We start from the raw sequence: 26857 nt of genomic DNA, 5'->3' as shown, positions 1-26857 counted from the left end.
TCCCTCCGGGCTGGTGGTCGCTCACGGCTGGTTGGAGATCGAGTCGAGCCACTTGCGGGTCTCCGCGATTCTGCCGGGTGAGGAGCGTTTCCATACGCCGGTGCCGCCGGTCTGCCACGGGTGGGGACCGGCGAGCGGCCGGTACTCCACGCCCATCGCGTCGAGCCGCCGCAGCTGGCGTACGAGCCTGGCGTCGAAGTCGGCAGGGTCCGGGACACCGCCCGACCACAGGACCTCGGCGAGGGCGCAGGCGCGCGGGAAGGCCAGATAGTCCAGGTGCCGTTCGTCGGGCACCCACTCCGTCCAGATCTGGAACTGCCCGCCGAGGACGTGGGCTCGCTGCTCCTCGGACCAGGCGGTCGGGGCGGGTGCGAAGCGTGCCACGTCGGTCAGGGTGATCGGGCCGCCCTCCGACCGGCGTTCGGCGTCGAGGTCCGACTGGTCGAAGTTGAAGTAGGTCGGGAACAGCGGGGAGCGTACGACGTCGTGGGTGGCCGCGGCACGGCCCGAGGCCTCGTCGCCGCGCCAGGCCATGACGATCGTGTCCGGCAGCACGCCTCCGGTGACGTAGCCCTCGTCCCAGACGATCATCCGTACGCCGAGCCCGGCCAGGAACCGGCCGAGCGAGCGCAGGAAGTGCCCGTGCATCTCGCGTGGTTCGGTGCATCCGGCCGCCGCCATCGCCGCTGCCACCTCAGGATCCTCGGCCCACCAGTCCATCGAGCACTCGTCCCCGCCGAGGTGGACGTACGGCGCGCCGGTCGCCTCGATGATCTCTTCGAGTACGTCGCACAGATACGCCTCGGTGCGCGCGACCGGGGCGACCGAGGTGCCGCCCTCCCACACCGTGTCGAGAACGGCCTGCGGTTCTCCGGGGCGGCCGAGCAGGGGAGCCGCCGCACGCAGGGCCGAGGTGTGGCCGGGCACGTCGATCTCGGGGACGAGGGTGATGCCGCGCAGTCGGGCGTAGCCGGCGATCTCCGCGAGGTCGTCGAGCGTGTAGTAACCGCCGTGCGGGGTTCCGTCGTCGGGGCCGCCGGGGCCGAGCCGGGTGGAAGTGCGCCAGGAGCCGGTGGTGTGCAGCTCGGGGTGGCGGCGGCTCTCCACCCGCCAGCCCTGGTCGTCGGACAGGTGCAGGTGCAGCCGGTTGAAGCGGTGGGCGGCCAGCAGGTCGACGTAGCGCAGGACCGTCCGCTTGGGGAAGAAGTGGCGTGCGACGTCGAGCATCGCGCCGCGCCAGGCGAAGACGGGTTCGTCCTCGACGACCCCGCAGGGCACCCGCCACCCCTCGGACGGCGGACCGGCCGCACGCCGGTGGACGGCGTCCGGCAGCAGCTGGCGCAGTGTGGTCAGGGCGTGCGCGACCCCCTCGGTGCCGCCCGCCGTGATCTCGACCTGGTTGGGCGAGACGCGCAGGGTGTAGGCGCCCGGCGCATGGCCCTCCGCTCCGTCCGTGAGCAATACCCGTGTGTCCTCAGTGGTATTGCTTGGTATGCCCGGCATTGTGCCGTGGATCAGCTCGGAGAGAAAGCTCCGCAGCATGGCTCCGGCCAGCGGGGAATGGGCTCCAGCGATGGGCATGTCGGCGCTCAACCTGCAATGACCGGAGCTGACTTGGGCCCGTCCGGGGCGGGGCAGCAGAGCACGAAAGGCGTCCAAGACGGGTCCCAACTGTCGACGGTGCGGAGTGTTCGTCACTCAAGTCCCGCCGCGACGCTACTTGTTGTATTGCTTTGGTTCAAGTGGTACGTTCCCCGAACTCTTCTGGTACCTGCGCAGTCCCCAGAGTCGAGAGGTCCCTATGACCGTCAATGCCGCGCAGCCACGCCCGGCCGAGTCCTTGCAGGGCCGGCCGGTTCACCCACCACCGCACAAGCAGACCGGGAAGAAGCCGGGCACGGCTCGCGCCAAGTCCTTCGTCACACGCCTGCGGCAGGATTCGCCGTTGCTGCTGATGACGGCCCCCGCGGTCCTGGTCCTGCTGCTCTTCACCTACATACCGTTGCTCGGCAGCGTCGTCGCCTTCATGGACTACGTGCCGTTCCTCGGCTTCACCCAGTCCCAGTGGGTCGGCTGGGACAACTTCACGGCTCTTTTCCAGGACGACCTCTTCTGGGGCGCCCTGACCAACACCTTCGAGATCACCTTCCTCCAACTGCTCCTCTTCTTCCCCGTGCCGGTCCTGCTCGCCGTGCTCTTCAACTCGGTGGCGATGCCTGCGGTGAGGAACTTCGTGCAGTCGGTGATCTACCTGCCGCACTTCCTGTCCTGGGTGATCATCGTCGCGCTGTTCCAGCAGATGCTCGGCGGCGGCGGAGTCATCAGCCGCATTCTCGTCACCCACGGGAAAAGCGGCCTCGACATCATGTCGGACCCGGGTACCTTCCAGCTCCTGCTCACCTCGCAGGCCATCTGGAAGGACGCCGGCTGGGGAACCATCGTCTTCCTCGCCGCGATCGCCGCCATCGACCCGCAGCTGTACGAGTCCGCCGCCATGGACGGCGCCGGAGCGCTGCGCAGGTTCTGGCACATCACGCTGCCCGGCATGCGCCCCATCATCGTCCTGATGCTGATCCTCAGGCTGGGCGACGCCCTCACCGTCGGCTTCGAACAGATCCTGCTTCAGCGCGACGCCGTCGGCCCCGGAGCGGCCGAAGTCCTCGACACATTCGTGTACTTCAACGGAGTCCAGGACGGCAACTGGGGCGTGGCCACCGCGGCGGGCCTCCTGAAGGGCGTGGTCAGTCTCGCCCTCGTCCTCGCCGCGAACAAGCTCGCCCACCGCTTCGGCGAGGAAGGGATCTACCGGCGATGACCACCTCCGTCCACCGCCCTGTGTGGCAGGGCAAGCCGAAGCCGATCGCACTCGTCCTCAAGGGCCTCGCACTGGTCCTGATCGCCGCCGTGGTGATCTTCCCCTTCCTCACGGTCGTCTCCACCAGCCTGGCCACCAAGCAGCAGATCGACGCCAACGGCGGCTACGTGCTGTGGCCCACCAGCGTCTCCTTCGAGGCCTACCGGCAGATCTTCGACGGCACGGGTGTCGCCCGGTCCATCGTGGTGAGCGTCGGAGTCACCGTGGTGGGCACGGCCTTCAGCCTCCTGTGCACGGTCCTCGCCGCCTACGGCCTCAGCCGCAGGGGAGCGCTCTTCCAGCGCGGACTGCTCTCCTTCGTACTGATCACACTGCTGTTCGCGCCCGGCATGATCCCCGTCTATCTGATGGTCAAGCAGCTCGGCATGCTCGACACCTACTGGGCCCTGATCATCCCCGGCGCGGTGAGTGCCTTCAACATCGTGATCGTGCGGGGCTTCATCCAGGCCATCCCGCAGGAACTCTTCGACTCCGCGCGGATGGACGGCGCGGGGGAGTGGCGCATCTTCGCGTCCATCGTGCTGCCGCTGTCGAAAGCGGTGATCGCGGTCGTCGGCCTCTTCATCGCGGTCGGCTACTGGAACAACTACTTCGGTCCGCTGCTCTACCTCAACGACTCGAACAAGTGGCCGCTCCAACTGGTCATGCGGAACTTCGTGCTGGCGAGCAATGTCAGCTCGACCTCGGCGATCGCCGCGGTCCAGGACCAGCCGCCGGCCCAGTCCGTGCAGATGGCCCTCGTCGTCATCGCCACGCTTCCGATCCTGTGCGCGTATCCCTTCCTCAGCAAGCACATGTCCAAAGGCATGCTCACCGGGGCCATCAAGGGCTAGGAGACAGACAGAATGCCGATCAACCCCCAGTTCAGCCGCCGCACCCTGTTCAAGAGCGCCGCCTTCACCGCGCTGAGCGCCACTTCGTTGTCCACGCTGACCGCGTGTTCGGGCGGTTCAGGGGTGAGCTCCGCCCCCGCCGGCAAGGCGGTTCCCGTACCCACGTACGTCGAGCCCGTGAACACGCCGAAGCCCCTGCTGCCCGCCACCGCCGAGGGCGTCATGGCTGTCTACGAGTCCTTCCCGCTGAACGGCCCGCGCACGGTGACGGAGGCGCCCGGCGACGGCAAGGAGTTCGAGTTCCTGGTCATGACCTACGGACAGCCCGCCCCGCCGCTGGACGACAACGTCTACTGGCAGCTGCTCAACAAGGAGTTGAACCTCCAGCTCAAGCCGCTCAGGGTGCCGTACGCCGACTTCGCCACGAAGTTCCCCGCACTTGTCGCCGGTGGTGACCTGCCCGAGGTCGTGTCCGTGCCGATGGCCATGAACGTGGCCCGCCTGCCCCAGCTCGCCGAGGCCCAGTTCACCGACCTCAGCGAGTACCTGTCGGGCGACGCCGTGAAGAAGTACCCCAACCTTGCCGGCATCCAGCAGGCGAACTGGCTCAACGGCTACCTCAACGGCCGCATCTACGGTGTCCCGAAGTCGGACCCGCCGTTCACCAGCCAGCTCTTCGCCAAGAGCGACGTACTGCAGCAGGCCGGCGCCAACCCCGCACCGAAGACTCTCGCCGAACTCAAGGAGATGGCGAAGGCGGTCACCGACAAGCGGGCCGGCGTCTACGCGTTCTGTAGCGGCGTCGGCGACATGCTCACCGTCGAATGCATGATGATGATCTTCGGCGTGCCCAACCGGTGGACGCAGAAGAGCGACGGCAGTTTCGTCACCTACTACGACCACGAGCAGTTCATACCCGCTGTCGCCGCCCTCGCCGACCTGAAGAAGGCCGGCTACTTCCACCCCGACACCGCGACCATGAGCAAGGTGCAGCGAGACGCGCTGTTCCGCTCCGGGAAGATCGCCGTCATCGCGGACGGCGTCCGCGGGGTCGGCATCGTCGCGGACGACCACGACCTGAAGTTCAGTCTGATCGATCCGTTCGAGAAGGACGGCGGCAAGGCGACCCACTGGCAGGGTGCCGGGGCGTATGCCATGACCATGCTGAAGAAGACCGGCGACAAGAAGAAGATCGACCGCTTTCTGCGCGTCCTCGACTACCTCGCCGCCCCCTTCGGCTCGCACGAGTCCTTCGTCCTCAGCTACGGCGTCGAGGGCAGCGGCAACGACTACACCGTCAAGGACGAGGTCGCCGTTCTCACCACGCGGGGCCAGCGCGAACAGGACCTCGGCTTTGCCTACATCGCGGGCGGACCGCAGGTCCTGTGCGACCCGCAGGGCGCGCCCGGCGTCGACCGCCTGTACCACGAGTGGCAGAGCAAGGCCGCCCCGGCGCTGCTGCCCAACCCGGCCGTCCACCTCTACTCCGAGACGTACAACACCAAGGGCTCCTCCCTCGAACAGCAGATGAGGGACGCCATCACGGCCGTCACCCTGGGCCGTTCGCCCGCCTCCAGCCTCAAGGACGCCGTGCGCACCTGGAAGCAGAACGGCGGCGACCGGATGGCCAAGGAGTACGCCGAGTCCGCACAGCAGGCGTAACCGCACCGCACGGCCGCGCCCCGCACGCGGCCGTCCCCAGGAAGGACCCGGATGAAACTGCGAGGCTCCGCCTCGGCTCTGGTGGTGGTGGAGGGAACCGACCTCCACCACGACCTCATCGGCGCCGCCCTGGCGCTCCAGGAGATCGTCACCGAAGCCGGACTGTCCACGGCACGCGCCGTCGGCCTCGACCGCTTCACCGACCCGATGCCCGCCACCGCAGAAGCCGACGTGTACGTCCTCTACCGCTCCTCGACCGTCTTCGATCCGCGCCAGCAGAAGGCACTGGCCGACCTGGTGGCCGCCGGGAAGGGCCTCGTCGTGCTGCACGCCAGCAACCTCTTCGGCTTCGGCGAGGGCGGCCTGGACGCGGACCGCACGGCGTACGAACTCGTCGGGTCCCGGTACCTCTCGCACGGCGACTCAGGCTCCGAAGGCCGCTTCGACGTGCGGATCCGCAGCGACCACCCCGTCACCCGCCACCTGGACGACTTCGCCATCGACGACGAGTACTACGTCCTCGAATACGCCGCAGACGTACAGGTCCTCGCCGACCGCGAGCGACCCGACGGCTATACCGAACCACTCGTGTACGTACGCGAGCACGGCGCGGGCCGAGTCTGCTACAGCGCTCTCGGCCATGACCCGCGCGCCTGGGGCAACCCGGGCTTCCGGCAGCTGGTGCGCCAGGCCGCGGTCTGGGCCGCCGGGCTCGACGACGCGGACACCGTGGAGAGCTGGTCCACTCGCTGGCCGCTGGGCAACGGGCGCACAATCGGAGACCGCACATGACGCCATCACCCCCACCCGTGATCGCGGCGCAACTGTGGTCGCTGCACAGCGAGGCAGCCGACGACCTGTTCGGCGTCCTGGCCAAGGTCGCGGCCCTCGGCTATCCGGCCGTCGAGACCATCAGTCTGTACGGGCACCAACCGGCACGCGTGCGTGCCGAGTTGGATGCTCTCGGCCTCGCACTGTGCAGCGCCCATGCCCCCTTCCCAGTCGACGAGGACGCCGACAACGTCCTCGACGCGTACGAGGAGTTGGGTGCCGACACTCTCGTATGGAGCCTGGAGCCCGAGGAGTTCACGAGTGTCGATGCCATCCATCTGGGTGCCGACCGTGTCAACCGCGCTGCCGCGAACGCCGCCGTACACGGCATGACCATCGCCTACCACAACCACTTCGCGGAATTCCGCAACGTCTTCGACGGCCGTACCGCGTACGACATCCTGCTCGACGCACTGGAACCCTGCGTACTCCTCCAGCTCGACACCTACTGGGCCCACACCGGAGGAGTCGATCCCGCAGCACTCGCCGCGTCGCTGGGCGACCGCCTTGTCTCCGTCCACCTCAAGGACGGGCCGGCGCGCGGCATGGACGACTACATGGTGCCCTTCGGCGACGGTGTCGTGGACGTGCAGGCCGCCGCCCGCGCGAACCCGGCCGTGCGCTGGAACATCGTGGAAATGGACCGGTCCCACCACGACATGTACGAACTGCTCGGCCGGAGTTACACGCACCTGGTCGGGCGCGAACTGGCCCGCGGAAAGAGGTGAGTCCCACGATGCGCGTCCTCTTCCTCGGCGGCACCGGAGTGCTCAGCGCCGCCTGCGTATCCGAACTCGCCCAGCAGGACGTGGAGTTGACGATCGTCACGCGCGGCCGTGACACGCGGCGACCCGTCCCGCCGAACGTCAGGGCCCTCCACGCGGACGTCCGCGACACCGACGCGATGAGCGCTGCCCTCGGCGGGACCGAACTCTTCGACGTCGTCGTCAACTTCATCGGCTACCACCCCGACGACATCGCCGCCGACGTCGCCCGATTCACCGGCAGGACAGGACAGTACGTCTTCATCTCCACCGGATCCGTCTACGCCCGTCCCGCACCCCGCCTCCCCGTGGACGAGTCGTCGGCCCGCCGCGCCGGGAACTTCGACTACCCCCGGTTGAAACTTGAGTGCGAGGAGGTCCTGGAACGCGCCCACCACCGCGACGGGTTCCCCGCAGTGATCATCCGGCCCGCCCACGTCTACGACGAGACCGTCGTGCCCCTCCTCGCGGGCTGGACGGTCATCGACCGCTGGCGGCGCGGACGGCCCGCCGTCGTGCACGGAGACGGCACCTCACTGTGGAACCTCATGCACGCCCGCGACTTCGCCCACGCCCTCACCGGGCTGCTCGGCGACGACCGCCTCACCGGCGAATCCCTGCACATCACCTCGGACGAGGTCCTCACCTGGGACGGCATCCACACGTCGCTCGCCCGCGCCGCAGGCGCCGAGCCGCTGCTCGTGCACCGCTCCAGCGAGGACATCGGCCGCGAGATCCCCTGGATGGGGACCGTACTCACGGAGGACTTCCGTCATTCCCTCATCTACGACAACAGCAAACTCCACCGGTTGCTCCCGCAGTTCACGTCGGGCACGCCCTTCCGCAAGGGCGCCGTCGGCATCGTCGACCGGTTCGACGCCGAGCCCGGGCGCCGGGTCACCGACAAGGAACTCGATGCGGCCTTCGACCGGCTGGCCGGATGAAACGGGGCGCCCGAATGGAACAATGGACCGGAACCGAACAACGGACCGGAACCCACGCGAACATCGACACCGCAGGAAAGCTGCAGGAAAAAGGGAAGGTCGGGACACGGTGAACACGACGCCTGAGGACACCTTGGCGCCCATCGCCGCGGACCACCACGAGCCTCTGTGGGTCCAGGCCGTCGCGGCGATCGAGCAGCGGGTCAAGGACGGTTCTCTCCCGGCCGGACGACGCCTTCCCGCCGAGCGTGAGCTGTGCGGGCAACTGGGCATCAGCCGCGTCACGTTGCGGCGCGCGCTGCGTGAGCTGGTCGAGAAGAAGGTGCTCCTCTCCTCGCACGGACGCGGCTGGTACGTCGCGGAACACGGCGGCACGGACCGGGAATGGCCCAACTTCCTGGAGTCGTTCAGCGAGACCGCCCGTCGCAAGGGTCTGACGCCCTCCTCGCTGGTGCTGAGCGCAGACGTCAGCCCGGCCACCCTCGACGAGGGCGACGAGTTCGGGGTGGCAGCAGGGACGGAACTCTTCCGTCTGGACCGAGTCCGGATGCTCGATGGGCTGCCCATCGGCGTCGACTCCTCGAGGGTCCCGCTGAACCTGGCCCCCGGCCTGGGGCAGGTCGACTTCGCTCACGCATCCATGCTGGACGAGCTGACCGCGACCGGATCCGAACCCGTCAACGCCGAGTCGATGGTCGAGTCGCGCGGCTGTCCCGCCGACCTCGCTCCGCACCTGGACATGGCTCCCGGTGAGCCGGTACTCGTCATGGAGTCGGCGATGACGGACGCCAAGGGGCGGGTCGTGCTGATCACGACCATCACCTACCGGGGTGACCGGTACCGGCTGCGGACATCGTTCGCGCGGGGCGGGTCGGCCTGAGGCGACGCCCTCCCGGGTTGTGAGAGCGGGGGAGTCCGGCGCAGGGGGCTGAAATTCCGTTCCGGCACCGGGCACCCGTGTGTCTGGCGTGGGGCGGCTGTTTCCTCCGTGTCCGTTTCCTCGTACGTCTCATTCCGCCAGCCGCAGGTCTCGTACGCACCTCCAGTCGCCCCCGCCGCTTCGAGCGCCTCCGGCGCCGTCCGCAGCCATAACCCGGCGCCGACATCGGCGCCCCCCACGAAAGGAACTCCCGTGCCCGCAGCTCCCGAAGGGACCATTCCGTACTCCCAGGGCCGAGCGGCTCAGCCCGCCGCCCTGGAACGGATCGTGTCCCATGTCGCCGCTCAACTCGACGAACTGGGCGCCGTGTTGACAGTACGACGTCCCGTCTTCACGGGCATCGGCGCGAGTCATGCCGCGCTCGCTCTGCCCGTACGACTGCTCGAGGAGTTCGGGCTGCCCGCCCGTCGCGCACTTGCCGGTGATCTTGTACCCGGGACGGTGTTCGCCGATGCGGACCTTGTCCTGGGGGTGTCCCAGTCCGGCCGCAGCACCGAGACGCTCGAAGCGCTCGGGTATGTCGCACCCGAACACCGCGCCGCCCTGGTCAACGCGGCCCCTTCGCCGCTCGCCGAGAGCGCGACTCTTCGCATCGACCTCGGCAGCGAACCCGACAGCTACGCCTCCACCGTTGGTTACACGGGCACGCTCATTGCGCTGACGATGATCGCCCGGGCCCTCGCGGGCTGGTCGTTGGCGCGGATCACCGCTGAATGGGCGGGTATTGCAGGGCTGTTGGAGGAACAGGAGCGGGCGACGAGCACCACGGTCGACGAGTTCGCGGCACGGACCGCCGGCATGGTCGCCGCGGACCTCGTCGCCTCGGGAGCTGCGCGATCCGTCACGGAGGCCGGAGCGCTTCTGCTGCGTGAGGTGTGCCGGGTCCCTGCCACCGCTCTGGTCACCCGCAACTACCTGCACGGCGCCATGGAGTCGGCCGGCCGGACCCTGCACGTCACCGTCGGAGACGGCCGCGAACTCGACCTCGCCCGCACCCTGGCCGAGGCGGGCCACCCCACCCTTGCTCTCACCGCCGCCCCCCTCACCAGCGTCGGCTTGCTGTACGTCGCCCCGATCCCCGGTCACCTCTCCCTCCCGGTCCGTACGGTCCTGCAGACGAGTGTTGTGCAGCGACTCGCGGGTGCGCTGGCCCAGGCGCGGGGCGTCGATATCGAGGACTTCGTTTTCCACCACGCCGACACCAAGACGCAGGAGGCCGTCGGATGAGCCCGACCCCGACCGCGTTCAGGGCCCGCACCTGCAGTACCGAGACCGAGGAGCGCGTGGCATGAGGTCCGTCGTAGCAGGCGTCGACATCGGCGGAACCAAAACCCACGTCCTCCTCGCCGACGCCGTCGCTCACACCGTGACTGACGACGTCATCCTGCCGAGCACCGACTGGCAGACCCGTGACCTCCGCCGGGCGGCGGACTGGCTCATCGCCCGGCTGCGTGCCATCGCCGGTGACGTGGAGCTCGTCCGTATCGCTGTCGGCGCTCACGGGTGCGAGACGCCGGCGCAGAGTTCACTGCTCGCCGAGGCCCTGGGTGGCGCACTGGGCGGCATCCCGGTCACTGTCGTCAACGACGCCGAACTGCTCGTCCCGGCAGCCGGGTTCGAGCACGGCATCGGAGTCGTCGCGGGGACCGGCTCCATAGCGGTCGGGCGCCATCGCGACTCCGGCGTCCGGCTGTCCGCGGGAGGCTGGGGCTGGGTCCTGGGCGACGAGGGATCGGGCTCCGCTCTCGTGCGCGAGGCCGCACGCGCGCTCCTCACCCACGCCGACACCGGCACCGACCTCACCGCGGACCCCTTGACGAAGGCGCTGCTCAGCTCCTACGGCGCAGCGGACCTGCCCGAGCTGGCCGCCGCGATGAGCTGGGACGGCGGCGTGGAGACCTGGGGGCGCCACACCCAGGCGGTCTTCACCGCGGCGGACGAAGGCTCGGCGCTGGCCCGCGACGTCATCGCGGAGGGGGGAAACGCTCTGGCCGGCTTGGTGACACGGCTGGCCGCGCGCGGAGCCCGTACCGACACGGTCGTCTTCGCCGGAGGAGTCATCACCGGCCAGCAGCGCCTGTGGACCGCTGTCACCAACCGCCTCGCCCATGATCTGCCAGGAACCGCACCGCACCTGCTCGACGCCCCGCCGGCACGCGGAGCCCTGAACCTGGCGCTTCACGGAGGTCACTGACATGCGCTGGTCCCAGGTGATCTCGGCCCGCACAAGTGAGACGGTCCAGGGCCCCGACGCCCCGCCCCGCCCCGGCGAAGTCGTCGTACGTACGGCGCTGTCCGGTCTGTGCACTTCTGAACTGCCGGCCTGGACGGGACATGACGGAGGTACGCCACTGCGCCTGGGCCACGAACTGTCGGGCGAGATCAGCGCGATCGGTCCCGGAGTCCACGGTTGGACCGTCGGGGAACAGGTCACCGGATTCGCCTCGGGAGCCTTCGCCGAGACCGTCCACGTCCCGGCCAGGGACCTGCTCCCGCTGCCGCTCAACCTGAACGCCAGCACGGTCCTGGGCGAGCCGGTGGCCTGCGTGGTCGAGGCGCTGTCCAGGTGCGGGCCGGCTCCGGGGCGACGGGTGGCCGTAGTCGGGCTGGGCTTCATGGGCCTGATCGCCATCCAAGTGGCCGCGGCCGCCGCGCCCGTTCATCTCGTGGGCGTCGATCCGCGGCCCGAGGCCCGTGCCCTCGCGACCAGTCTCGGCGCGCACGAGGCGTGTGTGCCGTCCGACGCCGACCCCGGCTCGTACGACATAGTCGTCGAGTTCACGGGATCGGCGGCAGGACTGCGGCAGGCCGGCGAACTCACAGCGGAACACGGCACGTTGTGCGTCGCCGGCTACCACCACCACGGTCCACGCACGCTGGACATCGAGCTCTGGTACCGGGGCGTCACCATCGTCAACGGCTTCACCCCACAGCGCCACCGCCAGCTCCAGGCGCTCCGCGACGGCCTGGACCTGATGTCCGCCCGGCGGCTGACCCTGGAGCCGCTGCTGACCCACGAGGCCCGGCTGGACGACCTCGACGAGGGATTCCGCCAACTCGCCGAGAGACCGACCGGGTTCGTGAAGTGCGTCGTACGGCCCGGAGCCTGAACCTTGCGCAGATCTGTACTCCCGTGTTGTCGAGCGGTCGTGGGTGAAGCGCCCCCGCCCGCCAACCGGCCAATTATGACCGGCCGTTGCTCGCTTCATCCTGCCCCCAGGAGGCGCGTATGTCCCGGAGAGCATCGCGACGTACACGAGTATGTGAGAGCGGTGTGGCAGGAGATCGCCGTCGGGATCCTGTCCCTCCCCTCGTAGCGTGAAGACCGTGGCTGCAGGGGAAGTTGGGAGTCATGGCGGAGAAGCGACGGACGTTCGATCCAGAGTTCCGCGAGGGAGTTGTACGGATCGTGACAGAGGACGGAAAGCCGGTCGCCGAGGTTGCCAAGGACCTCGCATCACCCTGGCCAGCTGAGTGTCCCGGCCCGCCAGGCAGGGACGGCGCCGGCCGGCGAGAGCGATGAGCTGGAGCGGCTGCGACGGGAGAACACCCAGCTCAAGCGGGACAACAAGGGAACTGGGCATGGAGCGTGATGTGCCCAAACGGTGCACGGCCCTGCGGGTGGAGTAAGCGTTCGGACCCGTCCCAAGTAGTCGGGGTGATCAGCGACTTCAGGACCGAGTACGGCATTCCGCAGTGCGTCTCGTGCCGCGCCCTGTGCGTGAGCGAGTCGTGGTTCTACAAGCACCGCACCCACAGCCCGGCGCGCGGCAGACGCGCCACCTACGGCTGGTACAGGCGGTCAAGGAGGAGTTCACCAGCTCCGGCGGCACCTACGGCTCGCCGGAGATCTGGATCGCGCTGGTCCGCAAGGGCTGGCGGATCTCGGTGAACACCATCGCGAAGATCATGGCCGAGCTCGGTCTTGCGGGTCGAGGGATCCGCAGGCGCCGGGGGCTGACCAGGCCCGGGGAGCGGCCGGCCGCCCCGGACTTCGTGCGCCGTGACTTCACCGCCGAGGCACCCGACCTGGTCTGGTACGGGGACATGACAGAGATCAAAACCGGCGAGGGCAAGCTGTACTTGGCCACGGTCATCGACCTGCTCTCCCGCAGCCTGCTCGGCTATGCGACAGGCGCCAAGCACGACGCCGACCTGGTCGTGGCCGCCTTGCACATGGCTGGTCCGACTCGCGGCGGGACGTCCGCGGTGTCATCTTCCTTACTGATCACGGCAGCGAATACGCGTCTCGCAAATTCCGCCGGGCCTGCCGCAGACTGGGCGTCACCCAGTCCATGGCCCGGGTCGGTTCGTGCTTTGACAGCGCCGTCAGTGAGGCGTTCAACAGCGCGCTGAAGGTGGAGTACTTCCACCGGCACACCTTCGCCACCGCGCCGAGGCCTGGATCCGGATCGCGACTTGGATCACCGACTTCTACAACACACGCCGGCTACACAGCGTGTGCGACTGGAACAGCCCGATCGACTAACACGACTACTGGGCCAGCCTCGCCGAGGATCTGGCTGCATAGGAAGGTCTCCACGAAACGGGGGGATTGACAGGCGAGGGTGAGTGGGGTGTTGAGCAAGTTTGAAGACTTTGAGTATTTGGCTTTGAACAAGTCGATTGGCCCCACTACGGGGTCGCTGTAGCCGTGTTGTGGAGTTCGGATGCCGGTCAGGGGCCCTGAGGGTTGTTCCGCAATTGATCTCGCGGAGCAGAGGCGGGAGTCGATGCCTGAGCGAGTCTCGGGGGACGCTCACAGTCATGTCAACATAGGTTGACGTGCCCCACCTCGTCAACCTATGTTGACATGATGGGTAATCAAGCGCTTCTTGCCTGCGGGATGGCCGCTGGCCCTGTATTCACCCTCACGTATCTACTGGAAGGCGCCAGCCGTGTGGACTACCAACCGTTCCGTCATCCCGTCAGTTCGCTCTCCCTCGGCCGTGCCGGGTGGGCGCAGACCGTCAACTTCCTCCTCACGGGCTTACTGTCGCTGATCTTCGCGGTGGGCCTGTGGCGTGTGGGGCCTTCCCATTGGGGTGCTTTGCTGATCGGTGTGTGGGCGGTGGGCCTGCTGGGTGCAGGCGCCTTCCGGACAGATCCGGTGAGCGGCTATCCTCCCGGCACCCCTGATCAGCTCCAGCACCACACCCGCGCAGGGGCGCTGCACGACCTGTTCTCGCTCATCGGATTCCTCGCCCTTACGGTGGCCTGTTTCGTATTCGCCCTGTCCCACTCGCCCGGGTGGGCCATCTACTCGATCGCCAGCGGCGTGCTCTTCGCAGCGACGATGGTCATGGCCAGTGCCGCGTTCGGCCAGCATCAACGCTGGGTCGACCTCGGCGGACTGATCCAGCGTCTCTCACTCACGAGCGGCTGGACCTGGCAGACACTGCTCGCCCTGCGCATCCTGCACACCTGATGGTTGCCCTGTAGGACCTGGTCCGCCCCCCCCGCCAACTACTGGGCCTGCTCGGCGCGGGCCTTGGTGTTGGCGAGTGGGTAGGAGTCGGTGCCGGTCTTGATGATGTTGCCGCCGAGGGTGAGGCGGTCCACGATGGTCGCGCAGAGCCTCGGGTCGGTGAACGCCTTGGTCCACGTAGAGAAGGACTCGTTGGAGGCGATGGCCATACTGTTCTTCTCCTCGCGCTCGGTCAGAACCTGGAACAGCAGCTCGGCGCCGCGCCGGTCCAGCTCGATATAGCCCAGCTCGTCGTTACAGAGAGGATCGGCCCGTCCGTAGCGGGCGATCGTTTTGGTCAGCAGCTTTTCGTCGGCGGCCTCGACGAGCTCGTTGCCTAGTTTGGTCGCCAGGACGTACTTGACCCGGAAGCCGGCCATCGCGGCCTCAGTGCCCAGCGCGATCAGCAGGTGCGACTTGCCGGTGCCGCTGTCGCCGATCAGACACAGCGGCCTTTTCGCGGGGGAAACCCGCGGCTTTGATCCGGCGTTCGGAGCGGCGGCGGTTGCGGTCGTCGCATTCGGCCATCAGCAGCTCGGCCAGGAACCCGCGGTAGTTCATCGTCGCGGGCCGCGGCGTCGGCGAGCTCGGAGAACTGCCCTCGCATGGTGGGCAGGCGCAGGTTGCGGCAGGCCGCGTCGGCGGCGGGCTCGGTCAGACCACGGGGACGGGCGGAGCGCACCGCGGGACTCCCTTAACTGGTGGGATGCTCGGCCGGAGGCCGGGTGTGACGAAGGAGCTGGTCGTAGGCGGCCACCGAGGGCAGCGGCCTGGGGCCCGGGGGCAGTGCGGCCAGCCTGCGTGCGGTCAGTGACACCACCGGAGAGGCGATACGTCCCAGGGCCGTGTCCGGGCCCGGCTCGCCTGGAGTTTCGCGTTCGGCGGCCAGGCGGGCTTCCAGGGCCACCGCGTCTGCGGTCAGGGCCCCGGGCCCGCAGGGCGGCGGCGATCCCGGCGACGACGTGCAGCGCCGACTGGGTATCAGCGTGGCCCGTTCTCATCGAAGCGTCGTCCGGCATACGTCCCCCGTCGGCGAGTCATCGCGAAGCCGTACCAACAGCGTGGCGGCCAGCGGCTGCCAACGGCAGCCCATCGGGTCTACTCGCTGAGTCGCAAGGTGGCTCTGCGGAATGGCGGTCACCGGACGATGTATTCGCAGAGCTTTCCGCGGACGTGCGGGCGCGGGTCACCGTTGCGGATGCCGAGGGTGGGAAGTCGATCGGCGATCTGGAGGTTGTCCAGGGGCGCGCGGCCCACGGATACATCAGCGTATCCGCGGTCGTCCTCACGCCACTTGGACGGATCCGGGTCGACGGACCGTACGCGTACGACACTGCCGTCGACGACATAGACGATGGCCTTGACCTTCGGGCGGCGGGCCGGGGCGATAGGCCGCCACTTGCGGTCGGCTTCCACTTCGACGAGGTGACGTTCTCCGGCGGCAGGGTCCACTTCGACGGGCCGGCGTTCTCCGGCGGCATCGTCGACTCCTCCGGGGCAGCAGACGGAGCACCAACCGGTCTGATGCGGCTGAGTGGATCGCCGCCCGGCTTCTTCTGTCCCCGACTTGGTCCAACTGACACTGCTATCGGCATGACTGTGACGCCGAGCCGAGCTCGCCTGCCCCTCGATGGACTGTTCTGAGTCCGCGTCGTGTGCAACTGACGATCACCGATTACGCCTGGGCCGTGGTCTTCTGCTTGAGGCGTTCGTAGGGGGTCTGGCCGCCGAGGCCGCCGTGCGGGCGGTGGTAGTTGTAGTAGTCCTCCCACTTGCGCAGCTTGTCGTTGAAGACGTCGGCGTCGTCGATGATGACGCCGTCGAGCAGCCGGTCGAATTCCTCGGCGTCGATGCGGTGGGAGCGTTCAACCTTGCCGTTCAGCCGCGATGTTCGGGGCCTGATGTAGCTGTGGGCGATGCCCTTGTCGAGCGCGTGCCGGTGGAAGGCGGACTGGAACTCGGCCCCGTTGTCGGTCTGGATGACCTCGACCTGGAACGGCAGGGCGTTGGATGACGTAGTCGAGGAAGTGGATCGCAAGGGCCTGGTTCAGCTCGGATAGATCCGCAGCACCCGCAGCCGTGTGCAGTCGTCGATGGGTGTAGCTCCAGCTCTGGGAGGTCCGTGGGCCAGGCCGTAAGTTGGTAGTTGTGCTGGTCGGGGGTGGGGTAGAGACGTTCGTGCTCCTGGGCGAGGTGGAAGGTCCAGTACTCGTCGAAGTCGTCGTTGTCGTTCAGGGCGCGGAGTTTGAGGACGGCTTCGGCGCCGGCCAGGCCCCCGCGCACGGCACTGGCCGTGCATACGCGGAATCCCCAGGTAGCTCAGCCACCTGATCCCCCGCCGGCCGGGGCCCCGGTGATGGCCTGCATCTCCTGCCCGATCATCTCCTGCAGCGGCACGCCGTCGTGGTTGCTGAGGATGACGCCGACCCAGCCGGTGTACGGGTAGATGTCCCAGTTGGCGCTGACACCGGGGTTGCCACCGGCACGCTGGTAGTTCCACTGGCCGTTGACGATGGAGACCGGAATCCCGTACGCCCCGAACGACGCCGGTCCGTGGGGGATCTTGGCGGCAGTGAGCACGTCGGCCCAGGGCCGGTCCAGCACCGTTCCGTCGCCCAGCGCGCGCGCGAACCGGACCAGATCCGGCGCGGTGGCGAAGCCACCGTCCCCGGGGGCATCGATGAAGGCGCGGCCCGGATTTCTGCCGAGTACGTTCGGGTCCGGGCTGCTCTTGTCCAGGTTGCGGACGGCATCCACCACGCTGCCGTCGGCCAGTTCCATGTACGGGTGCGCGATGTGCTCGTCGGTGAGCCACTGCGGCCTGGTGTAGAACGCCGAGCCGGTCATGTTGCAGCGCCCGAAGACGTTCTCCTGCACGTAGTCCCAGTACGTCTCGCCGGTCACGGCCTCCACGATCAGCGCGGAAATGGTGACCTCCGCCTCCTCATGGGCGGTGTCAGGGGAGCCCGGGACGCCCACCAGTTTCGCCTGCCGGGCCCGCTGCTCGTAGTACTCGTGCACCTCATCCCGGCTTTGGAAGACGCGTTGCACGTCCTCATCCGGGCTGTCGAGCCCGGAGGTGCCGGACAACACGTGATGGATGGTCACCTGCTCGGCGATCTCCCTGGCGAAGCCCTTCAGATGGGTGCCCACCGTGTCCGACAGCTTCACCTTGCCCTGCTGCGCCAACTGCAAGACGGCCACCGCGCCGAACGGCTTGCCCGCCGAACTGAGGCTGAACGCGATGCCCTCGTGGTTGGCGACCCCCTTCTCCTTGTCGGCCATGCCGTAGCTGCGGGACAGCACCGTCCGGCCCCGGTGCGACAACAGCACCACGCCGGAGAACTTGCCCTCGGCGGCCAACTTCGCCACGTACCGGTCGTAGGCGCCGTCGGGCCGGGTGTCTGGCGGGATCGGGTCGGTTGGGGCCTGGTCGGCATGGCCGGGCTGGGCGCTCACCGGCGACGCGCCTGTCACCACGCCGGCGGCCGCCAACCCGCCCCACCCGAGCAGCCGCCGCCGGTTGACACCGCGTACGGAATCCGAGTCCATGATCACAGTCCTTTCCCGATGGACGAACTGACCGTTGATGCACTGTGGTCCATGACTCCACTGAAAACGGGAGACTGTTGCGGTGGCGTATGCGATTTTCGATACGTCCGCGATACACGTTCAGCGGGAAGATCACTGGTCGCCGAACCGAGGTCAGCCCGGCGCGAGCGACCCGCTGGTTCGCGGTGTCGAAGGTGCTGGTCTCTGCATTTTGATCACGATTCTTTGTGGCTCGGACGGCGGGTGGGCCGAGGTCGACGTTGCGGGTGATCCGCTGCAGTCTCTGGGCCTGGGTTCGCTTGTCCCGCAGGAAACGCAGTGTGAGGCCGATGCCTTCAATCTCGCCGAGCCAGCTCTCGGCGACGGCGCCTTCGTAGCGTCGTTGGAGGTCGTCCTCGAATTGGGTGCGGCCCCTCTGAAGGGAACGTGGGTCGCGGCAACGCTGAACGGGGTGTGTTCGGGTCTTCCCGTCTCTACCGTGGCGGTGGAGGAGGCGACTCTGATGGGGTCATTGTTCGAGGAGTTGGAGGCGCGGGAGGCGGCTGCCCGGGTGCGGGGGAGGAGCTTGAGTCGCAGATCGCGGAGTTGACGGCGCGGCTGGAGGCCGAGCGGGAGGTGTGGTCGCGGCTGCGGGTGACGCGGGAGACGGTGGCCGAGGTGGTCGCGGAGATGTCCAGTTCGGACGGGGCCTCGGTCGCCGAGCAGCCGGTGGAACCGACGGCCGGTGACCAGCCGGTGCGGGGCCCGCCGGGAACGTGAACAACCCAGCCCTGCGGCTGTGGTGGTGACCGGTGCGGACGGGCAGAGGCGTCCTTATCGGGAAACGGGCCATCACCGCGAGCTGGCCCGCGTGTTCGGCACGGTCACCGTCGAGCGGTGCGCCTGGCGGCAGAAGGGGCTGCCCAGTGTCCACCCCTCCGACCGGTCCCTGTCCCTGCCCGCCTGCCGGCACTCCCACCGCCTGCGCCGGCTGGCGGTCGCCGAGGCCGTCCGCGGCTCCTACGACCAGGCCAAGGCGGCTATCGACCAGCGGTACGGGAAGGTGCTGGGCAAACGCCAGGTCGAACACCTCATCATCGCCGCCCGGGACATCGACGCTTTCTACCGGCAGCAGATCCCGCTGCCGACGACCGCCGACACCCTCCTGGTCCTGCAGTTCGATGGCAAGGGCATCCTGATGCGCCCCGAGGCCCTGCTGCCCGCCACCCTCAAGGCCCACCGGGCCGCCCGGGGCGATGCGCACCCGGCTCGCCCCGCACGAGAAGCCGCACCGCAAACGGATGGCCACCCTGACCTGCGTCTTCGACGCCGATCCGGCACCCAGCCGGCCCCACGACGTCATTGGGTGTAGCTCCTGTGGAGGGACGGCCCTACCAGCACAGACCGGCGGGTTCACAAAAGACGCATGCCCCCTGCGCGACCACCGGTCCGCCGTGGCCCTGTACCTGGCCTGCCTAGTGCCTTGACCGGGAAGGTTCGCCGGGGCGGTCGTCCGGGCGGTCGTCCGGGCGGTTGGATGCACGGTGACGTTCGCTCCGACTGGTGGGGGTTGTGGTGGCTGAGCTTGTCCGTGTGCGCAGGTTGACCGACCAGGAGGGGCAGAAGCTGCCGCAGATCGTGCGCCGGGGCGGCACGAGTTCGGTGCGTTACCGGCGCGCGATGATGCTGGCTTCGGCCGGAGGCAACCAGGTGCTTGTGATCGCGCAGTTGGTACAGTCCGCCCACAAAGGCGCCGACATCCGTCGCTGGGCGGAGAAGAACAAGGTCAACCTGTGCTTCACCCCAACCTACGCGTCCTGGGCCAACCCGATCGAGGCCCACTTCGGACCGCTGCGGCAGTTCACCATCGCCAACTGCAACCACCGCAACCACACTGCGAGGACGCGGGCCTCCCACGCCTACCTGCGCTGGCGCAACGCCAACGCCCGCCACCCAGACGTCCTCGCAGCTCAACGCCGTGAACGTGCCCGGATCCGCAGTGAGAAGGGCATCCGCTGGGGCGGCAGGCCTCTCCGAGTCGCAGCCTGACCCACCCCGGCGAAACCCATGCGTGGCAGCACTAGCTTCGGCTGCGCGTCATCGACATCAGCAGCCTGTGGGTCTCGTCGTCGGCGGCGACCACAAGCCCACGACCGGCCTCACCAATCGGAGCACCGTCGATCCCGGTGACAACGCAGCCAGCAGCCCGGCACAAAGCGATGCCGGCCGCGAAGTGCACGCTCCTGGACAGGTCGCCGCCATCGGTGACATACGCGGCGCGCTTGCCGGCAGCGACCCAGGCCAGCGCCAGCGTCGTAGACACTACCCGAGGCCGGAAATGTTCGACGAATTCAGGGTGGGCCAGCAGATCCACGGCCCGGAATCCGGGCGCACTCGGGAACGGCGGATCCAGGTTGACGTCCACCAACCGGGTAGCAGGCGAGGGCGTCAGTAGTGCCTCGTCGGCCCCGTCATGGCGCACCCAGGCGCTCTCCCCATCGGTGAAGAAGACCTCGCCGCTGAACGGGTCGGCCACCGCCGCCGCACCATCGCGCAGCGCCACATTGACGGCCACCAGCATGTTGCCCACGGCGTAGTTCAGCGTGCCGCACAGGGGATCCACCAACCACTGGTGCACAGCGTCGACGGCGCCCTGCTGCCCGCCTTCCTCGCCGAGCACCGCGTCATCGGGCCGTGCGGCATGGATAGCGCCGAGGATCGCCTTCTCGGCCTTCACATCGGCGGCGGTGGCAAAGTCTCCGGCCCCCTTGTCGATGCGGTTGAGCCGCTGGCCGTACATATTGCGGACCACATCCGCGCCAGCCCGCGCTCCGGCTATCGCAACTGCAGCATCGTCGGAACTCGCGTATGAGTTGATCACGCCGTGCAGACTATCGAGGCGAAGCCACCGCCCCGGCGAACCTTCCCGGCCAGGCGCCCACCTCGGCATCGACCTGGAAATCGTCCAACGCGGCCCCACCACCCGCGGCTTCCACGTCCAACCCCGCCGCTGGGTCGCCGAACGCACCCTCGGCTGGTTCATGCACCACCGCCGTCTCGCCCGCGACTACGAAACCCACCCGCACCGCTCAGCCGCCATGATCCACTAGCCGCCATCAACCTCATGACCCGCCGCCTCACCCACGAGGCCACCCTCAACTGGCGCGACAGCCAATCCAAATGAAACAGACATTCGGAGAACCAAACACTCACTAAAAACCACCAGTAGGCGAAGATCAACAGTCGCCCCGGGTACGCGACCACACGAAGTGGGTCAGAGCGGCAACAAACGAGCGAAGCCAGAGTGCCAGGTCGGCGGGTCGCGCCAGGTTGGGTGGAGGTGCGGGTGAGGGCGGCGGAGCATGACATCGGTCATGGACCAGTGGATCATTGCCACCGCGTTGGTCGGCTTCGCCTCGTAGCCGCGTGCCAGGCGGCGCCGGAGCATGAGGGTGCCCAGGGTTTCCTCGACCTCCCACGGCTTGGGCTCGGGCGTGAACCCTCTCGCGCCGGGAGCGCGTTGGACGAGTTCGATGTCGAGGCGGGCGCCAGTCCCTCGCAGCGACCTCCGCCACCGCTGCGAGAGGCTCATCCTTCCGGCAGCGCTCGCATCGCGGCCTCGGCGAGACGGGTGGCCGCCTTGCAGTTCTTCGCGTCGTCGAAGCTGTCGGCCGGGCCCAGGAACCAGACTCGGAGGGCGGGGTCGGCCTTCCCGGACTCGCCGGCCGGGTCGGTCGCTCCCGTCGTGTCGATGGAGATCTCGCAGGCCGTGGACTGTATGGCGCGGCGCGCGCGAAGACCACCGACAGTCGTCTGCTCGCCGATTTCCATCACGTAGGAGGTGCTCATCTGGAGCTTGCCGTCGGTGGATCCGTCGACGGGCGCCGTCCACTCGCAGTCGTCGCCCGCGCCCGCCGTCGAATCGCTCTCCAGCTTCTTCACGCCCAGGAGCTTGGCCATGGTGTCCTCGGACAGGAGCGTGCAGAGATTCGTTCCGTCCAGCTGCCTCGCGCCAATGGGGCCCGAGTCGTCGCCGGATGAGTCTGAGTCGCTGCAGGACACGGCTGCCGCGAGGCACAGCAGCGTGGGCAGGACGAGAATGATGGGACGAAGACGCACGGCAACTCCCCTTAACAGACCTGTTTTTGAGGTCGGTTGATCGCTGCATCGCAGCTTGCCGATCATAAGTGCGACATGACGGGAGCGCCTCGGCTCTTCGGCTACCGGCAGGACAGGCCAGTTCGGCGTGCTCACGCCACATGACCACGGCCTTGCACGGCCGTGTGGCCCTGTTGCACATGGCGTACGCCCTCGGCCGCGTCGGCCGGGAAGTTCTTGCTGGTATGGCAGGCGTCCTGCATCGATGTGGTCCGCGGGGTAACTCATGAGGCTTTGGGATCCATGCCGGCGGCAGCGACGAGTTTGCGGTCCATGGTGTCGACCTGGTCGTGGAGTCGTTCGCGCAGGGGAGCGGGCCCGGCCGGGGTTGTCACCGTCGGCCGGTCCCGCTCGGGAAGCGTTTCAGCCGGTCGGCGTGGGCAGCGGCGACGCCGCGCACTCACGATCCGCCTGACGGCCCGGGACGCGGGTCGGCAGCGTGCCGGTGGTGAGGTAGGCGGCGATCGTCGCGTCCACGCAGGTGTTGCTGCCTGGCGTGGCGCCGTTGCTGGTGCCGCCCGGGACGCTGACCAGCGACGAGTGCGGGAACAGTGACCGGGCTTCGAGGCTGCCCTCGAACGGCGTCGCCGCGTCCAGCGTCTCGTCGATCAGCAGCGCGCCGGCCACCTTCGAGCCGTCCACCTTCACGGGGGTGCCGGCCTCGGCGCCCCAGGTCCGGCAGGGCGCGTTGAACCAGGTGTTGCCCCAGGTGGTGGTCGGCGCCAGTGCCGCGGTGGCCTGGGTGTCTGCCTGCCACTTGGCCCAGTCCGACGGCCAGGGCGCGTCAGTGCACACCTCGGCGAGCAAGGCCGCATAGGTGTTGTCGTTGCCGTATTGCATGAGCTGGTCGAAAAGCGCCTTCAGGGTCGCGCCGTCGCCGTCGTGTACCCAGCCGGAGAATGCCGACCCGAGGAACGGCCAGCTCGCCTGGAAGTAGGGGGACACCAGGAAGATGTCGATCCACTCGTCGGGGCCTATCGCGCCGCCGGCCGGCGCAGTGGTCACCGCGGCGAGCTGGTCGTCCCACTGCTGGGTCACGGCCTCGGTCGTGGCGCCGAGGTGGTAGACGTCGTCGTGCGAGGCGAGCCAGGCGAACCAGAGCTCCAGGTTGTTCTGCATCTGGACGTTCTGGTCGAAGTTGGCGGCGTCATACCAGACGCGTGTCGGATCGACATTGCTGTCGAGCACCATCCGGCGGACCTGCCGCGGGTGCAGCGTGGCGTAGACCTGGGCGATGTAGGTGCCGTAGGAGTGGGCGTAAATGTTGAGCTGCCCGGCCCCGAGTGCGGTGCGGATGGTCTCCATGTCCGCAGCGGTGTCGGTGGCCTTCATGTGGTCGAGCAGCGCCGACTGGCTGCCGGTGTCGCACGCCTGGGCGTAGCCCTCGGTCCGGTCCAGCCACGCCTCCTCTTCCACGGGAGTCGCGGGCTCGTACGTCGGCCGGTCATAGCCGAAGTAGCCGGGTTCGCAGGACAGCGCGGGGATGCTCGGGGACAGGCCGCGCCGGGCGAATCCCACCCAGTCGTAGGCGGCGCCCGCGTTCTCGGGCAGCAGGGCACCCTGCAGCGGGTCGGTGTACCCGGAGCCGCCCAGCGGGTTGGGGGCGGCGAGCACCACGCCCTGGTACTCGCTGTCCGGCACGGTGTGCCGGATCCGCGACAGCGCCAGGGTGATCTGGGTGCCGGCGGGCTGGGCGTAGTTGAGAGGGACCTGGAGTGTGCCGCATTCGGCGCCGGCCTGGGCCAGCGTCGTATCCGTGCAGGTGCTCCAGGCGATGGTGGAGGCGGGCCGCGCGGGGGTCGCGGCGGCGGGAATCGCCGGTACGGTCAACAGCAGGAAGGTGCTTGTGGCGACAGCGGTCAGCAATCGTCTCACCTGGGAATCTCCTCACCATGGGGGTGGAGGCGACTCTGCCAGGCGGGGTGCGACAGCCCGGGGATCTTGACCATCCCTTGGAAATGAAAACGGTTACTGTCTTGCTTTGTGGTCCCTGTGAGCCCGGGTGAACGTCGGATCGCGCAGGAGGGCGCCCACCGTATTCGCGCAGATCCGGTGGCTCTGGTGGGTCAGTTCACCGGCCGGCTTGCGGGTCGACGTGGTGGTTCAGCACAGCGGCGACATGGGATCCCGCGGACGTCGGAAATGAACGCGACACCTCTGGTAGGCGGCGCCGAGCATCACTTTGTGGATCGTGGCGGCCGGCCCCATGCGGTCGCCGGCGTGGACCAGCCGCACGCTGGCCAGGCCGCGGGCTCGCAGTGAGCGCAGGAACTCGGCCCGGAACGCCAGGGTTTCGTTGTCCCCGACCGTGACGCCGAGGACTTCGTGGTTGCTGTCCACGGTGATGCCGGTGTCGATGATCGCGGCTTGCGAGACGATCTGGTGGTTGACCCGGACCTTGCAGTAGGTGGCGGTCAGGTGGATGTAGGGGAAGTGGGTGTGATTCAGCGGCTGGTCTCGGACGATGACCAGCCGGGCGTCCAATCCACCGCAGATTCAGGAGACTTCGCTCCTGGAGATCCCGCTGTCGCCGCCAAGGGCCTTGAGCCCGTGGCGTTGGAGATGCGCTTCCATGGCCTGCCGATTTGGGCACCCTGCGGAACGCCAGATGCGACGAGTGTCGACACGGGCCGGGGTAGGCCAATTGGGGCTCCGCCGGCGCGCCGGAGTGAGGGGAACTCCCTTGGGTCGGCTGTGACTTTGGGGCGGGTGATCCCCGCCGTACGGTCCGGCGCAGTCCCGGACTGTACGGACCGCGCCGTGGGAGGGGTTGTGCGGTGGTGGGCTCAGCTCAGGTCGACCTGGAAGACCTTGTCGGAGCCGGCGGGCTGGCCGCCGTTGCCGTCGGCGTTGGTGGTGGTCAGCCACAGGGAGTTGAGACCGGGCACGGTCTCCACGGTGCGCAGCCGACCGTAGGAGCTGGTGTAGTACGCGACCGGGGTGCCGGTTTCCGTGCCGGTCACCGGGATGCGCCAGAGTCGCTGGCCCTTCAGAGCCGCGAGGTACAGCGCGCCGTCGGCGAAGGTGAGGCCGCTGGGGGAGGCCTCGCCGGTGGTCCATTGGCGCTTGGGGTTGGTCATGCCGGCGGTGGAGCAGGAGCCCTCGCAGGTGGGCCAGCCGTAGTTGGCGCCGGGCGTGATGAGGTTGAGCTCGTCGAACTGGACGTTGCCGAACTCGGCGGCCCACAGCCTGCCCTGGGCGTCCCAGGTGAGGCCCTGCGGATTGCGGTGGCCCAGCGAGTAGACCAGAGTGCCGAAGGGGTTGCCCGGCGCCGCTTGGCCCGCGGTGGTCATGCGCAGGATCTTGCCGTTCAGCGAGTTCTTGTTCTGGGCGTTGGCGGAGTTTTGGGCGTCGCCGGTGGTGGCGTACAGGTAGCCGTCCGGGCCGAACTTCAGCCGGCCGCCGTTGTGGTAAGTGGAGCGGGCGATGCCCGTCAGGATGGTGGTGTAGTCGGTGAGCGTGGTGCCGTTGAAGGTCATCCGCGCGATGCGGTTGTCGTTCGCGGCCGAGTGCATGAAGTAGACGTAGTGATCGGTGTTCCAGTTCGGCGAGACGGCGACGCCCATGAGGCCGCCCTCGCCGCCGGTGGTGGACACGTTGGGGACTGTGCCGACCTGCGTCTTGGTGCCCGACTGGGTGAGGGTGTAGACCCGGAAGGAGTTGCGCTCGGTGATGAGAGCGCTGCCGCTGGGCAGCCAGCTGAGGCCCCAGGGGATGGTCCAGCTGCTGGAGACGGTTCTGATGCCGGTGGGGACGGAGTCGACGCCCGCGCCGGTGGCGGAGCTGCTGCCGACGGCCCCCACGAGGAGCCCCGCGGCCATCGTGCCGGCCGTGGTCACTGTGGCCAACCGGCGGCGCAGCCGTGCGCTGCTGGTCCCGATCCTTGTCATCGCGCCTCCTGCTGAAGGTGGTGAGCCTGGATGTTGCGGGTAAGCGGTAGGTCGCTCGGGCTCCGCACCAGCGGTCTGCGCTTCACGGGGGTTCTCTCTCTGAACTTCTGTCCGACACGTGAATGTTGCGCGCATGACAAGAGTGATGTAGGGGGGCGGCCCGTGAGGCGAGTATCTGCGCTGGGATCGTAAGGAAGCTTTCCAGGTCAGTCAACAGGTCTGTACTAATGGGGCTCGGTCGCCGGCTGCAGTCGTTTCCAGACCGGTGCATCAGTCGGTGAAGCCGACCTCGCCCCTGGACCCGGACTCCGCCGCCCGCCCCGCTGCGCCGCCACGCTCACGGTGAAGGCCCGCCGGGCCCGTGCGGCCGGGCGGTCCGGTGGTGTCCTGGCCTGGGTGCCGTCGTCGTGGAGCGGGCAGCCAAGAGATCTGGGCGTGGTGCCGGGTGCTGGCAGGCAGGCTGCCCCGTTCCTCGAGCACCTGGTGTGCGGGGTGGTGGCCGGGCAGGCTAGTTTGCTCGGGTGAGTCTCCTTGATGATGTGGCCGAGCGTGACGGCTGGCGCTGCTGGGTGTGTGACGAATCGGTCGACCCCGACGAGTCGGTGAACGACCCGCGGGGGCCCAGCGTCGATGGCCGGACCGCCGACCGCAAGGCCAAGGTTGCCGAGCGGCTCGCGCACCGTGGGTGCAATTCCCGTAAGGGCGCGGTCAAGGTGGTCATCGCCTGGCCGGACAGCTTGTACGTGGTCGAACCCGCGCCGCTGATCACTGTTGCCGGGAGGCTGGAGCGCAAGGGGGGCCGCGAGATGGTGGGCCGTTGTCCGACCAGGAGGGACGCCCAAGAGGCGGCGGATTGGCTGGTGGACCGGTTCTCCCGACTGGTACCGGGGTTGCCGGTGACCGCCGACATTGAGGCGGGCGGCGGCCAGTTCCTCGTCATCCTGGCCACCGGCCGTCGCTGA

28 protein-coding genes and 2 pseudogenes are annotated in these 26857 nt (G+C 68.3%); 19 read left to right on the top strand and 11 right to left on the bottom strand.

Annotated features, from left to right (window positions below; genetic code table 11):
• Positions 1-21 precede the first annotated feature (21 nt).
• Positions 22-1698, bottom strand: coding sequence for a beta-N-acetylhexosaminidase (locus ACFWP7_RS25925; protein WP_384385389.1), 1677 nt, complete (start codon positions 1696-1698; stop codon positions 22-24).
• Positions 1699-1801: 103 nt separating this feature from the next.
• Between ACFWP7_RS25925 and ACFWP7_RS25920 the strand changes: the two genes are divergently transcribed.
• The 13 genes from ACFWP7_RS25920 (at position 1802) to ACFWP7_RS25860 (ending at position 14277) form a co-directional block, all read left to right on the top strand.
• Positions 1802-2815 (top strand): ABC transporter permease, encoded by a 1014-nt coding sequence (locus tag ACFWP7_RS25920; RefSeq protein ID WP_384385386.1) that lies wholly within the window; start codon positions 1802-1804, stop codon positions 2813-2815.
• A complete protein-coding gene (locus ACFWP7_RS25915) occupies positions 2812-3708 on the top strand; it encodes a carbohydrate ABC transporter permease (RefSeq protein WP_384385384.1) in 897 nt (298 codons plus the stop codon). Before ACFWP7_RS25920 ends, ACFWP7_RS25915 begins: the two co-directional genes overlap by 4 nt.
• Before the next feature lie 12 nt (positions 3709-3720).
• Positions 3721-5370, top strand: a complete 1650-nt coding sequence (locus tag ACFWP7_RS25910) for an extracellular solute-binding protein (RefSeq protein ID WP_384385381.1) — start codon at positions 3721-3723, stop codon at positions 5368-5370.
• A gap of 51 nt (positions 5371-5421) precedes the next feature.
• Positions 5422-6162 (top strand): ThuA domain-containing protein, encoded by a 741-nt coding sequence (locus ACFWP7_RS25905; protein ID WP_384385379.1) that lies wholly within the window; start codon positions 5422-5424, stop codon positions 6160-6162.
• Entirely contained in the window at positions 6159-6929 is a 771-nt protein-coding gene (locus tag ACFWP7_RS25900; RefSeq protein WP_384385376.1) for a sugar phosphate isomerase/epimerase family protein, read from the top strand. The genes ACFWP7_RS25905 and ACFWP7_RS25900 overlap by 4 nt, the downstream gene beginning before the upstream one ends.
• An 8-nt stretch (positions 6930-6937) precedes the next feature.
• On the top strand, positions 6938-7909 hold the full coding sequence (locus tag ACFWP7_RS25895) for an NAD-dependent epimerase/dehydratase family protein (RefSeq protein ID WP_384385373.1): 972 nt from the start codon (positions 6938-6940) through the stop codon (positions 7907-7909).
• 109 nt (positions 7910-8018) lie between these two features.
• Positions 8019-8789, top strand: coding sequence for a GntR family transcriptional regulator (locus tag ACFWP7_RS25890; RefSeq protein ID WP_384385370.1), 771 nt, complete (start codon positions 8019-8021; stop codon positions 8787-8789).
• 252 nt (positions 8790-9041) lie between these two features.
• Positions 9042-10076 carry an SIS domain-containing protein gene (locus tag ACFWP7_RS25885; protein ID WP_384385367.1) on the top strand — a complete coding sequence of 345 codons (1035 nt, stop codon included), beginning with the start codon at positions 9042-9044 and terminating at the stop codon, positions 10074-10076.
• A 61-nt stretch (positions 10077-10137) separates the two neighbouring features.
• The gene (locus ACFWP7_RS25880) at positions 10138-11043 is read left to right on the top strand and encodes a BadF/BadG/BcrA/BcrD ATPase family protein (protein ID WP_384385364.1); all 906 of its coding nucleotides are present in this window, start codon (positions 10138-10140) and stop codon (positions 11041-11043) included.
• A 1-nt stretch (position 11044) separates the two neighbouring features.
• Complete coding sequence (locus ACFWP7_RS25875; protein WP_384385361.1) at positions 11045-11959, top strand: alcohol dehydrogenase catalytic domain-containing protein; 915 nt, start codon at positions 11045-11047, stop codon at positions 11957-11959.
• A 242-nt stretch (positions 11960-12201) separates the two neighbouring features.
• The gene (locus ACFWP7_RS25870; RefSeq protein ID WP_384385358.1) at positions 12202-12372 is read left to right on the top strand and encodes a transposase; all 171 of its coding nucleotides are present in this window, start codon (positions 12202-12204) and stop codon (positions 12370-12372) included.
• Positions 12373-12581: 209 nt separating this feature from the next.
• Positions 12582-13205 (top strand): IS3 family transposase, encoded by a 624-nt coding sequence (locus ACFWP7_RS25865; RefSeq protein ID WP_384385355.1) that lies wholly within the window; start codon positions 12582-12584, stop codon positions 13203-13205.
• A 457-nt stretch (positions 13206-13662) separates the two neighbouring features.
• Entirely contained in the window at positions 13663-14277 is a 615-nt protein-coding gene (locus ACFWP7_RS25860) for a DUF998 domain-containing protein (protein WP_384385352.1), read from the top strand.
• A gap of 38 nt (positions 14278-14315) precedes the next feature.
• Here ACFWP7_RS25860 and ACFWP7_RS25855 read toward each other — a convergent pair.
• The 5 genes and pseudogenes from ACFWP7_RS25855 to ACFWP7_RS25835 all read right to left on the bottom strand — a co-directional run bounded on the left by ACFWP7_RS25855 (position 14316) and on the right by ACFWP7_RS25835 (position 17868).
• Positions 14316-14998, bottom strand: a pseudogene (locus ACFWP7_RS25855) (ATP-binding protein).
• 12 nt (positions 14999-15010) lie between these two features.
• On the bottom strand, positions 15011-15223 hold the full coding sequence (locus tag ACFWP7_RS25850; RefSeq protein ID WP_384385349.1) for a hypothetical protein: 213 nt from the start codon (positions 15221-15223) through the stop codon (positions 15011-15013).
• 230 nt (positions 15224-15453) lie between these two features.
• A complete protein-coding gene (locus ACFWP7_RS25845; protein ID WP_384385346.1) occupies positions 15454-15732 on the bottom strand; it encodes a hypothetical protein in 279 nt (92 codons plus the stop codon).
• 259 nt (positions 15733-15991) lie between these two features.
• Positions 15992-16354, bottom strand: coding sequence for an integrase core domain-containing protein (locus ACFWP7_RS25840; protein WP_384385343.1), 363 nt, complete (start codon positions 16352-16354; stop codon positions 15992-15994).
• 281 nt (positions 16355-16635) lie between these two features.
• A complete protein-coding gene (locus ACFWP7_RS25835; protein ID WP_384385340.1) occupies positions 16636-17868 on the bottom strand; it encodes a serine hydrolase domain-containing protein in 1233 nt (410 codons plus the stop codon).
• Between the two features lie 82 nt (positions 17869-17950).
• Between ACFWP7_RS25835 and ACFWP7_RS25830 the strand changes: the two genes are divergently transcribed.
• The 4 genes from ACFWP7_RS25830 (at position 17951) to ACFWP7_RS25815 (ending at position 19896) form a co-directional block, all read left to right on the top strand.
• Positions 17951-18457, top strand: a complete 507-nt coding sequence (locus ACFWP7_RS25830; RefSeq protein ID WP_384385337.1) for a hypothetical protein — start codon at positions 17951-17953, stop codon at positions 18455-18457.
• On the top strand, positions 18454-18627 hold the full coding sequence (locus ACFWP7_RS25825) for a hypothetical protein (RefSeq protein ID WP_384385335.1): 174 nt from the start codon (positions 18454-18456) through the stop codon (positions 18625-18627). The genes ACFWP7_RS25830 and ACFWP7_RS25825 overlap by 4 nt, the downstream gene beginning before the upstream one ends.
• 19 nt (positions 18628-18646) lie before the next feature.
• The gene (locus tag ACFWP7_RS25820; protein ID WP_384385331.1) at positions 18647-19219 is read left to right on the top strand and encodes a hypothetical protein; all 573 of its coding nucleotides are present in this window, start codon (positions 18647-18649) and stop codon (positions 19217-19219) included.
• A 191-nt stretch (positions 19220-19410) separates the two neighbouring features.
• Positions 19411-19896: a transposase gene (locus tag ACFWP7_RS25815; RefSeq protein ID WP_384385329.1), complete on the top strand. Its 486-nt coding sequence runs from the start codon at positions 19411-19413 to the stop codon at positions 19894-19896.
• A 31-nt stretch (positions 19897-19927) separates the two neighbouring features.
• On the opposite strand, the gene ACFWP7_RS25810 is transcribed toward ACFWP7_RS25815, so the two are convergent.
• Positions 19928-20728 carry an inositol monophosphatase family protein gene (locus ACFWP7_RS25810; protein ID WP_384385326.1) on the bottom strand — a complete coding sequence of 267 codons (801 nt, stop codon included), beginning with the start codon at positions 20726-20728 and terminating at the stop codon, positions 19928-19930.
• A gap of 52 nt (positions 20729-20780) precedes the next feature.
• On the opposite strand from ACFWP7_RS25810, the pseudogene ACFWP7_RS25805 reads away from it, so the two are divergent.
• Positions 20781-21031, top strand: a pseudogene (locus ACFWP7_RS25805) (transposase); the annotation flags it as partial.
• A 404-nt stretch (positions 21032-21435) separates the two neighbouring features.
• On the opposite strand, the gene ACFWP7_RS25800 reads toward ACFWP7_RS25805, so the two are convergent.
• The 4 genes from ACFWP7_RS25800 to ACFWP7_RS25785 form a co-directional block, all read right to left on the bottom strand.
• A complete protein-coding gene (locus ACFWP7_RS25800; RefSeq protein ID WP_384385323.1) occupies positions 21436-21966 on the bottom strand; it encodes a hypothetical protein in 531 nt (176 codons plus the stop codon).
• Positions 21967-22368: 402 nt separating this feature from the next.
• Positions 22369-23880, bottom strand: coding sequence for an alpha/beta fold hydrolase (locus tag ACFWP7_RS25795; RefSeq protein ID WP_384385320.1), 1512 nt, complete (start codon positions 23878-23880; stop codon positions 22369-22371).
• Positions 23881-24108: 228 nt separating this feature from the next.
• Complete coding sequence (locus tag ACFWP7_RS25790) at positions 24109-24489, bottom strand: transposase (protein WP_384385318.1); 381 nt, start codon at positions 24487-24489, stop codon at positions 24109-24111.
• A gap of 302 nt (positions 24490-24791) precedes the next feature.
• Positions 24792-25895, bottom strand: coding sequence for a PQQ-dependent sugar dehydrogenase (locus ACFWP7_RS25785; RefSeq protein WP_384385315.1), 1104 nt, complete (start codon positions 25893-25895; stop codon positions 24792-24794).
• A 521-nt stretch (positions 25896-26416) separates the two neighbouring features.
• On the opposite strand from ACFWP7_RS25785, the gene ACFWP7_RS25780 reads away from it, so the two are divergent.
• Positions 26417-26857, top strand: coding sequence for a hypothetical protein (locus ACFWP7_RS25780; protein ID WP_384385312.1), 441 nt, complete (start codon positions 26417-26419; stop codon positions 26855-26857).

It is taken from the genome of Streptomyces sp. NPDC058470, from assembly GCF_042721055.1.
In the GTDB taxonomy this organism is placed as follows: domain Bacteria; phylum Actinomycetota; class Actinomycetes; order Streptomycetales; family Streptomycetaceae; genus Streptomyces.
This window is presented reverse-complemented; position numbering and strand designations above follow the sequence as displayed.

Bases quoted from the DNA above. Each gene is read 5' to 3' on its own strand.
- ACFWP7_RS25785 (WP_384385315.1), bottom strand. From the start codon at position 25,895: ATGACAAGGATCGGGACCAGCAGCGCACGGCTGCGCCGCCGGTTGGCC.
- ACFWP7_RS25895 (WP_384385373.1), top strand. From the start codon at position 6,938: ATGCGCGTCCTCTTCCTCGGCGGCACCGGAGTGCTCAGCGCCGCCTGC.
- ACFWP7_RS25835 (WP_384385340.1), bottom strand. From the start codon at position 17,868: ATGGACTCGGATTCCGTACGCGGTGTCAACCGGCGGCGGCTGCTCGGG.
- ACFWP7_RS25915 (WP_384385384.1), top strand. From the start codon at position 2,812: ATGACCACCTCCGTCCACCGCCCTGTGTGGCAGGGCAAGCCGAAGCCG.
- ACFWP7_RS25900 (WP_384385376.1), top strand. From the start codon at position 6,159: ATGACGCCATCACCCCCACCCGTGATCGCGGCGCAACTGTGGTCGCTG.
- ACFWP7_RS25910 (WP_384385381.1), top strand. From the start codon at position 3,721: ATGCCGATCAACCCCCAGTTCAGCCGCCGCACCCTGTTCAAGAGCGCC.
- ACFWP7_RS25905 (WP_384385379.1), top strand. From the start codon at position 5,422: ATGAAACTGCGAGGCTCCGCCTCGGCTCTGGTGGTGGTGGAGGGAACC.
- ACFWP7_RS25860 (WP_384385352.1), top strand. From the start codon at position 13,663: ATGATGGGTAATCAAGCGCTTCTTGCCTGCGGGATGGCCGCTGGCCCT.
- ACFWP7_RS25875 (WP_384385361.1), top strand. From the start codon at position 11,045: ATGCGCTGGTCCCAGGTGATCTCGGCCCGCACAAGTGAGACGGTCCAG.
- ACFWP7_RS25870 (WP_384385358.1), top strand. From the start codon at position 12,202: ATGGCGGAGAAGCGACGGACGTTCGATCCAGAGTTCCGCGAGGGAGTT.
- ACFWP7_RS25920 (WP_384385386.1), top strand. From the start codon at position 1,802: ATGACCGTCAATGCCGCGCAGCCACGCCCGGCCGAGTCCTTGCAGGGC.
- ACFWP7_RS25880 (WP_384385364.1), top strand. From the start codon at position 10,138: ATGAGGTCCGTCGTAGCAGGCGTCGACATCGGCGGAACCAAAACCCAC.